General features: G+C 58.0%; 15 protein-coding genes. 2 read left to right on the top strand and 13 right to left on the bottom strand.

All coding sequences use genetic code 11. The features are described from left to right. Positions 1-79: 79 nt before the first annotated feature. From AC6I6H_RS05335 to AC6I6H_RS05355, 5 genes are all read right to left on the bottom strand, one after another. Positions 80-1,192 carry an aminopeptidase gene (locus tag AC6I6H_RS05335; RefSeq protein ID WP_497952428.1) on the bottom strand — a complete coding sequence of 371 codons (1,113 nt, stop codon included), beginning with the start codon at positions 1,190-1,192 and terminating at the stop codon, positions 80-82. 202 nt (positions 1,193-1,394) lie between these two features. Continuing rightward, positions 1,395-2,474, bottom strand: coding sequence for a Gfo/Idh/MocA family protein (locus AC6I6H_RS05340; RefSeq protein WP_497952434.1), 1,080 nt, complete (start codon positions 2,472-2,474; stop codon positions 1,395-1,397). A gap of 67 nt (positions 2,475-2,541) precedes the next feature. Continuing rightward, complete coding sequence (locus AC6I6H_RS05345) at positions 2,542-3,480, bottom strand: hypothetical protein (RefSeq protein WP_497952439.1); 939 nt, start codon at positions 3,478-3,480, stop codon at positions 2,542-2,544. Between the two features lie 29 nt (positions 3,481-3,509). Then, positions 3,510-4,739: an MFS transporter gene (locus AC6I6H_RS05350; RefSeq protein WP_497952443.1), complete on the bottom strand. Its 1,230-nt coding sequence runs from the start codon at positions 4,737-4,739 to the stop codon at positions 3,510-3,512. A gap of 123 nt (positions 4,740-4,862) precedes the next feature. Next, positions 4,863-5,726: a polysaccharide deacetylase family protein gene (locus AC6I6H_RS05355; RefSeq protein WP_497952448.1), complete on the bottom strand. Its 864-nt coding sequence runs from the start codon at positions 5,724-5,726 to the stop codon at positions 4,863-4,865. Positions 5,727-5,889: 163 nt separating this feature from the next. Between AC6I6H_RS05355 and AC6I6H_RS05360 the strand changes: the two genes are divergently transcribed. Continuing rightward, positions 5,890-6,168 carry a hypothetical protein gene (locus tag AC6I6H_RS05360; protein WP_497952453.1) on the top strand — a complete coding sequence of 93 codons (279 nt, stop codon included), beginning with the start codon at positions 5,890-5,892 and terminating at the stop codon, positions 6,166-6,168. Positions 6,169-6,275: 107 nt separating this feature from the next. Here the strand turns inward: AC6I6H_RS05360 and AC6I6H_RS05365 are convergent, their stop codons facing one another. The 8 genes from AC6I6H_RS05365 to AC6I6H_RS05400 form a co-directional block, all read right to left on the bottom strand. Continuing rightward, the gene (locus tag AC6I6H_RS05365) at positions 6,276-6,785 is read right to left on the bottom strand and encodes a type 1 glutamine amidotransferase domain-containing protein (protein WP_497952458.1); all 510 of its coding nucleotides are present in this window, start codon (positions 6,783-6,785) and stop codon (positions 6,276-6,278) included. 109 nt (positions 6,786-6,894) lie between these two features. Next, positions 6,895-7,233, bottom strand: coding sequence for a bacillithiol system redox-active protein YtxJ (gene ytxJ / locus AC6I6H_RS05370; protein ID WP_497952461.1), 339 nt, complete (start codon positions 7,231-7,233; stop codon positions 6,895-6,897). An 11-nt stretch (positions 7,234-7,244) separates the two neighbouring features. Then, complete coding sequence (locus AC6I6H_RS05375; protein ID WP_497952463.1) at positions 7,245-7,751, bottom strand: metallophosphoesterase family protein; 507 nt, start codon at positions 7,749-7,751, stop codon at positions 7,245-7,247. Positions 7,752-7,931: 180 nt separating this feature from the next. Continuing rightward, positions 7,932-8,138: a hypothetical protein gene (locus AC6I6H_RS05380; protein WP_497952465.1), complete on the bottom strand. Its 207-nt coding sequence runs from the start codon at positions 8,136-8,138 to the stop codon at positions 7,932-7,934. Positions 8,139-8,273: 135 nt separating this feature from the next. Then, positions 8,274-9,107, bottom strand: coding sequence for a histidinol-phosphatase HisJ (hisJ, locus tag AC6I6H_RS05385; RefSeq protein ID WP_497952467.1), 834 nt, complete (start codon positions 9,105-9,107; stop codon positions 8,274-8,276). Between the two features lie 46 nt (positions 9,108-9,153). Next, complete coding sequence (locus tag AC6I6H_RS05390; RefSeq protein ID WP_497952469.1) at positions 9,154-9,936, bottom strand: TIGR00266 family protein; 783 nt, start codon at positions 9,934-9,936, stop codon at positions 9,154-9,156. A gap of 19 nt (positions 9,937-9,955) precedes the next feature. Beyond that, positions 9,956-10,345, bottom strand: coding sequence for a kinase-associated lipoprotein KapB (gene kapB / locus AC6I6H_RS05395; protein ID WP_497952472.1), 390 nt, complete (start codon positions 10,343-10,345; stop codon positions 9,956-9,958). A gap of 15 nt (positions 10,346-10,360) precedes the next feature. Next, complete coding sequence (locus tag AC6I6H_RS05400) at positions 10,361-11,017, bottom strand: DUF6483 family protein (RefSeq protein WP_497952474.1); 657 nt, start codon at positions 11,015-11,017, stop codon at positions 10,361-10,363. 188 nt (positions 11,018-11,205) lie between these two features. Here AC6I6H_RS05400 and AC6I6H_RS05405 point away from each other — a divergent pair, with 188 nt between their 5' ends. Then, the gene (locus AC6I6H_RS05405) at positions 11,206-11,430 is read left to right on the top strand and encodes a hypothetical protein (RefSeq protein WP_497952478.1); all 225 of its coding nucleotides are present in this window, start codon (positions 11,206-11,208) and stop codon (positions 11,428-11,430) included. The last annotated feature ends 155 nt before the right edge of the window (positions 11,431-11,585 follow it).

Below are 11,585 nucleotides of genomic sequence, written 5' to 3' on the forward strand. Positions count from 1 at the left end.
CTCTCTACTGCTTCTCGCAGTATAAGGGCAAGGGAAACCGCGTGTAAACGGCAATCTTGTTTCTACCGAAACTTTCCGGTTATTTCAGGTTTTCCGGGTTCAGAGATTCCAGCTCGGGGACGACAAACCGTCCGTCCTTGCGGATCAGCCGGTCGTCGAACCAGATTTCTCCCCCGCCATATTCGGGCCGCTGGATGCTGACCATGTCCCAGTGAACGGAGGAGTTGTTCCCGTTGTACGCTTCTTCATATGCTGCGCCGGGGGTGAAGTGGAAGCTGCCGTCGATCTTTTCGTCGAACAGAATGTCCTTCATGGGCTCGCGGATAAACGGGTTGACGCCGATGGCAAATTCGCCGATGTACCGGGCGCCTTCGTCCGTATCCAAGATTTTGTTGATCCGTTCGTTGTTGTTGGCGGTTGCCTTGATGATTTTCCCGTCCTTGAATTCCAGTCGGACGTTCTCGAAGGTAAAGCCGTCGTAAGGGGTAGGCGCGTTGTGCGAAATCACGCCGTTCACCGAGTCGCGAACGGGGGCTGTATAAACTTCGCCGTCCGGGATATTGGCGTCGCCATCGCATTTGATCGCGCCAATCCCTTTGATCGAAAAGGTCAGATCCGTTCCCGGTCCCTTGATGTGCACGCGGTCGGTCCGGTTCATAAGCTCCTTTAACGGGTCCATGGCTTTCGACATTTTGCCGTAGTCCAGCGTGCAAACGTTAAAGTAGAAGTCCTCGAACGCTTCCGTGCTCATGGACGCCAGCTGCGCCATGGAAGGCGTCGGGTAGCGGAGGATGACCCATTTTTTGCTGAGGCGGGTGACCAGATGCACGGGCTGGGTATACAGCGCGGAGTATTGCCGCAGAATCGCCGGGTCGACATCGGAAAGCTCCGTGATGTTGCTGCCGCCGCGTACCCCGATGTAGGCGTGCATTTGCGCCATTTGGTGCTCGTCGTATTCCGCCCAGGTTTTGAGCTGCTCTTCGGTGGCGTTCATCAGCAGCGCACGGGTCACCTGCGGATCGCGCAGGTTGACGTAGGGACGTCCGCCTGCGGCGTTTACGGCTTTCACCAGCTCGGTGACAAGCGGCGTTTCGATACCGGTGGCTTCGATCAGGACGTTTTCGCCCGGCTGCACTTTGTTCGAATAATTGACCAGCACATCGGCCAGTTTGGTTAGGCGGGGATCGATCATGAAATAGGTCTCCTTTTGGTTAAGCGGAACCTGTCTACCTTGGAGTTCCGTCCCTTTGGAACGGTTTGGGCCTTCGGCCGCTGTTGTCCCCAAGCTTTTTCTGGAATTATCTGCGGTAAAAGCTCGGGGACAAAGGCGGACGCTATCGCTCCTGCGGCTCCAAACCTTCTTTCGGGACAATCTCCGGTTAAAAAAGTTCCGCTTATTTCGTTTTTTTCAAAACAACGTCAATCAATTCTTCCGCCCGGAGGCAGTCGTGCAGGGTCGGCGCGAGGCCGGGCCAGCGGTCTTCTCCCGCCAGACGGTACAGGAAGTGGTGGAGCGCCCCGAAATGGCTGTCCACGGCATAGCCGAGCGTCTCCTTTTCTCCGGGCAGAAGCTCAAGAGAAGCCGGCTTCGGCAGCGCCGGCGAGGAGCCGTCCAGCAGTCTCATCACGGGCGCCGTGTCCCGCTCCAGGTCGCAGACCAGGCTGCCGCGCAGGCCGGTGATGTCGATCCGGAACGCTTCCGCTCCCCAAGCGATTCGCGATACCTCCGCAATGCCCTTGACTCCGCTTTCCGTCTCCACGTGCAGGAGCGCCCAATCATCCACCTTCATTTCTGCCAGCCGGGAGGAACCGGCCGCCTCCGGACGTTTTTTGACGAAGGTGTTGGTTTCTCCGTCCGCCTGTTTGATTTCGCCGAACCAGAGGCGGAACAAATCGAGCACGTGAACGCCGAGGTCGCTGATTGCTCCCCCGCCCGACATGTCGTCCCTCATGCGCCAGCTGATCGGCCGGGACGGGTCCAGATATCCCGAACGGCGATAGGAGATGCGGCATTGCAGCACCTCTCCGATCACGCCCTGCGCCAGCGCTTCCCGGATTTTCAGCACCGCCGGATGGTAGCGGAACGTAAGAGCGACCTGGCTCCCGCCCCCTTGCCTCGCCGCTTCCACGAGGGCGACCGAGCGCTGATACGCTTCGGTAAGCGGCTTTTCGCAGTAGATGGCCTTGCCTTTTGCCGCCGCCGCTTCAACCGCCTCCAAATGAAGCGAGTTGGGGGTGCAGACGTCCACCGCGTCAATGGAGCGGGACGCAAGGGCTCCCTCCAGCGAAGAAGTAACCTCGCCAAACCCCATGGCCTTGGCCTGCTCTTCAACCGCGGCGGGATTTCGCGTGATCAAAGTGTCCAAAACGGGAACAACCGGCAGCTTCTTTAATACCGGCAGGCTGCGCAGAGCGACGATATGCGTCCGCGCGATGCCGCCGAAGCCGATCACGGCAAAACGGGCTGTTTTCATGATTGCCACTCCTCTCGTAGGCCGCAAACGGGCAATAGAAACCAACGTTCTAAGAAGTTATGTAGGCTCAAGCGTTTTCCAGCAGCTCCGCCGCTTTGCATTCCAACGACGCGATCTGCTGCGCATTGCTCTGAACTTCCCTGGCAATGCGGCGAAGGGCGTCGTCCACCTGCGAGATGCCGTCGGAAAGGCGGTCCCGCGCATCGTTAATCCGTCCCTGTACCATCCAGTCGGAAAAGAAACCATCAAAGAAGTAATCCGCAAAGGAAAGAAAAGAGTCCATATTCAGGTCAATGGCCAAAATGACGTTGACGTCGCGCAGCTCCTTCTGAAATCGCCGGAGCTCGGTTCTGGCGTTTTCCAGCACCTCCATCGCTTCCTCCATCCGGCTGCGCTTGATATGCGTCGCGATCATTCCTCCGCCCAGCATATCATAGGTTCCCCAGCTGCGGGCCGAATCCAGCGATTCCATGGCTTTGCCCAGCGAGCGCCGCAGCCGTCCGCCGGCTTCATCCGCTTCCCGGAGCTCTTTCGCCAGCGCTTCCAGTTCCGCCTTCTTCTCGGCGAGAGCGTCGAGCTGGGCCGCTGTTTGCGGACTGTACATGCTCAGCAGGTTGTGTTTCTCGCGGATAACCGCGGCGTATTCCTGTTCCCAGTCGCCGTTTTCCGCCATGGCGCTGCGCGCCCGCGACATTTCGCCCCGCGTGAACTCCAAAGCCGCTTTTGCTTCGTCATACCTGGCCCGGGCCTGAAGCTCTTCCTGCTCTTCCTTCTCCAGCCGTTCGGCCTTGCGGTTGACCAGCGCAAGCATCCAGCCGGTCAGGCTGCCTTCGCGGAGCTTTTCCACGTCGCGGCGTTCCCGCTGCCAATCATCCTCCAGCTGCCAAAGCTTCCGTTCCTGCTCGCGGTATTCCGTTTCAAGATGATTGGCGCGATACGACCATTTCTTATATTCGCGTTCCTTTTCCTTCGCGCGAAGCAGCCGGTCGTTCAATTCCGTAAACATCCCCATACCCCCTTCGTTTCCTTCTCTTTTTAACGGTGGGGAGCGCGGTTGGTTTCAAATCCTTCAGCGTTCGCCGGAATAGCGGACGTATAAGGCCGGTATAACATGCCGGTCAAGGCAAACAGCAGAAACAAACCGCCGAGCAGGTAAAACATGGAGCCGAGCGAAAGGTACTGCATGCCGAAGCCCCCCGCATTGGGACCGGTTATGGAACCGAGGCTGAACAGAATGGAGGAAACGACGTTTCCGGCCGCGAGCAGCGCGGGAGGCAGCAGATCGGCCAAATAGGCAAGCCCCAAGGAGAAAAACGAGCCGACCAGTCCTCCGGCAACAGCCAGCAGCACCAGAATGATCCATTCGTTTGTGCCTGCGGAAGGGATCGCCAGAAAAGCGAACGAGCCGAGCAGTCCCGCCCCAATTAAAACCCGTCGCCGGCCGATCCGGTCGCTGAGGGTTCCGAGGGGCAGCTGGAGCACCAGACTTCCCAGCCCGATGGCCGGGAGCAGGAGCGACAGCCACGTATCGCTGATTCCCATTTTGATGCCGTACACCGGGAAATTGCTGTTCATGGTGGATTCCATGTAGCCGTATAAAAAAGAAGGCAGCAGCGCAAACCAGCCGATGGCGACGGCCCTGCCGAACCGGCTGGAAGCCCGCCGGCCGCCCCCCTGTTCCGCTGCGTCTTCCCGTGCGACCGGCTCGTTGGCAATGCCCGCCACAAGCAGAAGCCCTGCGGCGAGAACCGCCGCCATGACGGCGAACGGAAGCCATTCGGCGGCTTTCAGGAGGTTCAATCCAATAGGGCCCAGGCTGAACCCGATGGAATAGAACATGCCGTATAGCGCAATGTTTCGCCCCCTTCTCTCCTTGGGGCTTGATGCAATAATCCAAAGCTGTGTACAGAAATGCAGCGCGCTGTCGCCGATGCCGGCCGCAATCCGCAGCGCAACCCAAAACCAAAGGTTGTTCCATACGGGAAACAGCAGCACAGCCGTCAGAACAAGCAGCAAACCGCCGACAATCAGGGGTTTGAACCCAAGCCGGCGGAGCGGAATTTCGATAAACAGCATCGCCGCGAATGTCCCTGCATACATCGCTGCCGCGTTCAGTCCGTTGATGCCTGAGCTGACGCCGTCTTTTTCCAGAAGGACGGTCAAAAGAGGCAGAAGCAGTCCTTGGCAGGCACCCGAAAAGACGGTAAGCAGGATCAGGACGGGAATCCGGCGGCCGAAGGGGGAAACCGATGAAAGACTCGACATAAACCCAATAACCCTACTTTTCTTGAAATCGACCGTCGCCAACTGCAAAAAAGCAGCAGAACCGCGGGAACGGCCCTTCCTATTCTAACACGAAACCGCGGAAATGAAAGCCTGCCGGAGCGTTCAATGCGTTGGGGGAGGTTCGTTCAGATTCAGCAGCTCGGGGATCGTGACCAGTTCATACCCGCGCGCCCGCAGCTCGCGGATAATGCGCGGAAGCGCTTCAATGGTACCGGTCAAATCCTCCCCCGTACCGCCTCCCGCATGCTGCAGTACGATGCCGCCGGGGGTTATGTTCTTCATAACATTGGAGTAAACGGAGGATGCTTTGAGGCTTCGCCAGTCCAGCGAATCCGAATTCCAGTTGACGGCGATCAAATTCCGTTCGGCGAGCCAAAGAAGCTGCTTCTCCCGGATAAACCCGTACGGCGGGCGCACGTATTTCGGTGTTTTGCCGGTCAACGTGTGCAAAATCGACTGGGTGCTCATCACCTGCTCATGAAATGAGGCTTCGGAAAGCTTCGTCAAATCGGCATGGGAATACGTGTGGTTGCCGATGGAGTGCCCCTCCCTCACCATCCGCTTGACCAGCGAAGGATAGTGCTCGGCCCGCCTGCCGACGACAAAAAACGTTGCCCGGGTTTTGGTTTCGGCGAGCACATCCAAAATTTGAGCGGTGTATCGGGAATCGGGGGCATCGTCGAAGGTAAGGGCAATCTGCCTTTTACTCGCGCTGCCCCGGTTGAAAAACAGCTTCGGGTATTTGCGGCGAAGCTCGGCATGCGTCAGCTGGCGGCCGGCGGCCCCGGGCCGTGAAGCCGGCCGGTCGGCTTTCAGACGTTCGTTTGCCGGAGCGGAACCCGCCGAAAGCATATTCGCGGACACCCCCGGCAAACGGGTCGGACCCTCGGCGGATGAAAGGGGCTGCCAAGCCAGAAGAACGAAGGGAACAAGCAGACAAGACACGATCATGCCGGATATTTTCATTGCGGCCTCCCAAGAACAGGTTCCGTTGCTTACGGTTTTTAGTGTGTCCGGCTTGTCTGCAAATCCGAAAGGTAATTTTCGCTTATAAACGAAATCCCCCTTCTCATTTTTGGAAAAAGTGATATAATATATTTGTAACCATGATAAATGGAGGTTATCTGATATGAACGGACAACGGACCTTGACGCAAGATGTGTGCAACCAGCTGGGCGCGCAAATGTTCTCCCTGGTATCGGCAAAAGTCCTGATGCTTTTCGATTCCAGAACGCTGAATGCGGAGTCTTTCCTGGCCCTTGCCGATCAGGAAGGAATCTCCAACCTCTCCGAGCTGCGCGAGGGATTTCTTAAAGAATGCGCCCGCCATCATTTGAGCATGAACGAAGCGGAATATTTGTTCTCCAGCACCAAGCGGCTGCTTGAGAGCAAGCGCCCGCGCCAATAAAACCGAATCTTCCGGCCTGCCGCCTGCGGTGCCGGAACCGGCAAACGGGGCTGCCCTGATCATCGCGAGATGACCGGGACAGCCCCGTTTCTATGCGCGCCGGTTTTTTAAACCAGCTTGTTTTTGATTTCCCGGATAAAAGCCGGCTCGTCCTTCGGCGTCCGGGACGTGATGAAATTGCCGTCCACCACGACCTCCTGGTCGACGAAATTGGCGCCTGCGTTCACCATGTCGTCCTGAAGAGGCGGATAACTCGTAATCGTTCTTCCCTTCAGAAGACCGGCGCTGGCCAGAATTTGCGGACCGTGGCAGATGGCCGCCACCGGTTTTCCGGCTTGATCCGCATTCTTGACGAAATTAAGAACCGGTTCGCTGAGCCGGAGGTTTTCCGGAGAAGATCCGCCGGGAATTACGACGGCATCGAATTCCCCCGCCTTTACTTCTTCAATGGAGGCTTCCGCCTTATAAGTAGCCTCTCCGTTTTTGCCCTTCAGCTCTTCTCCTTTTTTCAGACCGACGATAACGGCCTGGTGTCCGGCTTCCTTCAGCTTTTCATAAGGTTCGCGCATTTCGGAATCTTCGAACTCATTGGCCAGCAAAAATGCGATCTTGCCCATTATGAATCACTCCTTCTTCAGGTTCGGATACTGACACCTTATTTACATAACCGTCCGCCGGTTATTTTAAACATAGTGCCGGCCTTCGCTTGAAGGAGCTCTCCCCGCCTTACTCGAGCACGGCCTTCATGTGCGCGGCGGTTACGGACCAATGGGATGCGTTCCAGTACGCTTCTTTGTTCTTGAGGCAAATTATCTGCGGAGACTCATGCTTGATGCCGGTATCTTCGGCGATCCGGTTGGACACCGGACGCGATTCGATTACCTTGACCAGCACGTATTCCGCGTCTTCCTGGGGGGCGTTCTGCAAATACGCTTCGTATTCCCGGAGCGCGTTCGCGCTGACCGGACAGGTGGTGCTGTGCTTTAACACAAGCACGGGTTTATCCGCCGAGTGCTCCCGGACTTCTTCCCATTCCTCAATTGTGGTAATTTCTTTCCATTTCATAAAGCGCCTCCTCATTCGGATTTGTCGGTATAAAAGGAATGCTCCAGCCGAAGAATGCGGCCGTCGGCGATTTCCATCACGCCGTAGGAATAACGCGGCTGCCAGCGCTTGTCCGTCGGCGAACCGGGATTGAACAGCAACCCTGCGCCGCTCTCCTGCTTGAACGGAATATGGGAATGGCCGAAAATGATTACGTCGGCCGGGTCGTTGACAAACGCGAGCTCGGCCCGTTCGGCTGTCGGGATGCGGGGATGATCCCCATGGACAATCCCTACGCGTACGCCGTCCAGCGTCAGCAGCTTGCGGGTGCCGAACCGGCGAAGCAGCTCGCCCCCGTCGTTGTTGCCAATGACTCCGTCAACCGGCGCGATCTGCTCGAAAAGGTCAACCACCCAGGGCTCCGTCCAGTCTCCGGCGTGCAGGATTAGCTCGACCCCGGCCAGACCGTCTTTCAGTGCCCGGGGCAACCCCTTCCCCCGGTGCGGCATATGCGTATCCGATACGATTCCGACCTTCACTGCCATTCCCTCCGCTTGGCGGCCTTTATTCCGGCTGCTGTTTGACCTCATTATAGCGACTCGGCCGGACCGTTTCAAACCGGGCCAAATGAAAAACGCGCTCCCCGGCAAGAAACGCCGGACAGCGCGGGTGTGACGCCGGACCAGCCGGCCTCAGGGATTCACAGGATTACCCTGCGTTTAACAGAACGAGCGCAGAATGATCACGAGCAGAATGAACAGCACCAGAACATAAGCCAACCCGTTGCCGCCGCTGCAAGCCGGCGATACCGCTCCGCAAGGGTAGCCGCTCACCGACGCGGGCGCGATCGGCATATTGCTGTAAGGCGATACGAACGGGCTGTTCTCGTAAGGGGAAACCATGGGGTTGTTGCCGAACATACTCATCCTTGAACCTCTCCTCTTCTGATAGGGTTGTGCGGGAACACAACATATCCTATGTCAGAAGCGGAAGGGCGCTTGTGCAGCCACCTATCCGGCCGGACAAAAGACCAAAATAGGCGGCTGCCTTCAAACGCCGGTTTAATCGGGCAGCGACGCGAACCAGTCCCAGCCGGCACCCGCATCCTGCGGTTTGTGAGCGTCGGACCCGAAAACGCACTCGATTCCCTGCTCCCGGCAGGCCGCGACAAACCAGGCCGGCGCATAGGATTCCCCGCAGGTGGCGACCCGCAAGCCGGCCGTGTTGACATCCACGCCTACCCCGTGCTTAAGCAAAAGCGGGACCAGACGGTTCAACCGGTCTTCGGTGAGCTGAGGGTCCCAATCCGGCAGCGCGGCGCGGAATTTTCGGATCAGGTTGACATGGCCGATCCGTTTTCGTCCGGGCAGCCGGCCCGCCCAGGCGATCGCCTCTTCTACCCGCTCGAAGTATTCGCCGACAACCGTTTCCATCGAGCCGTAATAAGCAAGCAGATTGGTCCGGAAATCCTCCGGGGTAAAGTCGATGCACCGCATGCCGCCTTTTCCGGGCAGGTAATGCACCGACACGATCAGATCGTCCAGCTCCCGCTCATGCTGCTCGATGATCGCTTCCGAATAGGATTCGCCGCCTTCGAGGTAATCCATTTCCAGACCGATCTGCACGTCCAGCCGCCCGCTGAAACGGGTACGGGCGCGGGCGGCCGCCGCGAAATAACCCGGCAGCTCCTCCGGCTGCATCGCAAGCTCCTGCATTAAGGCAGCGTCCGGCACCCACCCCGCCGGAAGCGGCGGATGTTCGCTGAGCGTATACCGCTGAAAGCCCAGCCGGGCCGCTTCCTCCAGATAGTCCTCCATGGGCGCGGAGCTCCCGTGCCGGCAAAACTCCGTATGGGTGTGGCCGTTCCATTTCAGCTGTAGATTCTGCAAATTCATGTTGTCCCGCCTCCTGCCGCCAACCGTCTCTCCGCGATGCGGTTCCTTATCTTCCGTCGAACAGATTGCCGATACCCCCGAGGATGCTGCCCTCGTCTTTGCCGCCTCTGATCGAAGCGCTCATAATGCGGTCCGCCATCCGGCTGAACGGGAGCGATTGAATCCATACGGTGCCCGGCCCGCGAAGCGTCGCAAAAAAGAGGCCTTCGCCGCCGAACAGCGCCGTTTTGACTCCTTTTACAAATTCGATGTTGTAGTCCACGTTCGGGGTCATCGCGACCAGACACCCCGTGTCGATGCGCAGCGTCTCGCCCGGGTTCAGCGTCCGCTCCACGACAAAGCCGCCGGAATGAACAAAGGCCAGGCCGTCCCCTTCGAGCTTTTGCATAATAAAGCCTTCGCCGCCGAAAAAGCCGGCGCCCAGCTTCCGCTGGAATTCGATGCCGACCGAAACCCCTTTGGCTGCGCAAAGAAACGAATCCTTTTGGCAGATCAGCTTTCCGTTCAGCACGCTGAGGTCGAAGGGAATGATCTTGCCCGGGTAAGGCGAAGCAAACAGAATGCTTTCGCGGCCGCGTCCTTCATTGGTGAAGACGGTCATAAACAGGCTTTCGCCGGTCAGCAGGCGCTTGCCCGCTCCCATCAGCTTGCCCATCAGCCCTCCGCCGCCTTTGGAGCCGTCTCCGAAAATCGTTTCCATGCGGATGCTTTGGTCCATCGCCATGAAGCTTCCCGCTTCCGCTATAACACTTTCGCCCGGGTCCAGCACAATTTCCACGCATTGCATTTCGCTGCCGTGGATGTGGTAATCGATTTCGTGCGCATTCATCCCTATCGCCTCTTTATTCTCAAAATGATGAATCCTTGAAATAATCGCCGCCCAGCTCCCGCAATTCCCGGAGCGCCCGTTCGGCATACTCGTATTGGTCCCGCAGACGCCGCTCTTCGCGGTCGAAGGCCAGCTTCAGCGATGCCCTGTAACCGGGAACGTCCCCGGAAAACAGTACAATGGTGGAAAGGGGCATCAAAGCGATTTCGTTCTCGGCCAGCGCGCGACGCTGATGAAAAAACGAAACATCCGCCCGGTCCGGGTGGTGCAGATCGCCCTGCGCCGGGTGCTTCAAAACCGCCAGGACGCGTACGGCCGCTTTGCGTTCCGTCAGCTCGACGACTTCGCCTACGTATTCGCCGGTTTTAAACGATGCTTTTACTTTATCCCCAACGGTAATGACGGACATGCTGCCGCCTCCTTTTCAAGATTTCGCCGCTTCCAGATCGGCTAGGCCTTCGGATATCTCTTCCCGGGGCAATCCGCCCCGTTCGAGCTCTTCGTCGCTCCGGTCCGCCAGACGGCCGTAAAACCGGAGCCCCTCCTCCACCACCGCTCCCGAATCGACGCCTTCCGTCTGCAGCAGCTCAAACAAGCGGTCCTCCGCTTTGGCGAATTGTCCGGTTGTTTCGTAATATCCGACCAGCCGCTGCAGCATTCCTGCCGGCAGCCGATATTCACGCAGCAGTTCAACCAGTTCATCGGCCTGCTCGCGGGCTTCCGGCCCAGGCTCTTCCTGCTCAGCAGCCGCAAGCGTAAGCCCCAGCGCTTTTATGTAACGCGGAACCGCTTCTTCCGGATCGTCCAGGCTGTCGTACAGCCCGCCTTCTTCTTTGAGAATCCGGGCCAGGGCCAGGACGCGCTCCGTCTCCAAAAAACCGTTTACGGTCAGCATGGCCAGTATATCCTGCTCCGACAAACCGTTCACCAGCTTGGAATTCATCCGGAAAAACCGGCCGAGCATATCATCTACCACTTCAAAGGCCTGCTCCTGTTTGTGCTGCTTCTTCAAACCGGCGATGGTGGCCACAAAACCGGTCATCTGTTCGATCATGCGAAGAATGTAGTCTCTCTGGAACAATGTCGCAGCCTCCTCTTCAGCTAGCCTCGGATGCGGGCTTTCAATAGTTACGGGGCAGAAGCGGCAACGGTTTCATCGAAATCAAGGTTTGCAGTGAGGAGAGATTCGCTATAAAAAGGATTGCGGTTGCTTGCGCGGAAAGCATGTTTTACAATACCACTATACCACAGAAAAAGCAGGTGTTAAGCATGACCGAGCCCAACCAATCCCAACCGGAGCAGGAAACGGCCGCAGCCTCCGCCGAACCGAAAAAAGTGAGCCTCGCGGAAGCGATCCGAAAACAGCTGGAGCAGAAAAAAAAGGCGCAGGCGGATAGCAAAAATAGCGGCAACCAGCGCGCCGGCAACATGACCGCCAAGAGCCAAATGACCAAGAAGGTCAACAACCAGCGCCGCCGCACAGGCGGAAGCTGAAGAAGCAAAACCGGAGCCGCTCCGTTTGCCGTTCCCCAGACGGCACGGACCGGCTCCTTTTTCTTTGCGCCGCCGCGCCGATGCCGGATGTCGAATCCGATCATGCAAAAGGCCCGCCCGAAGCAGATTCGCTTTCGGGCGGGCCTTTTGCATGC

This window comes from Gorillibacterium sp. sgz306347 (genome assembly GCF_059735245.1).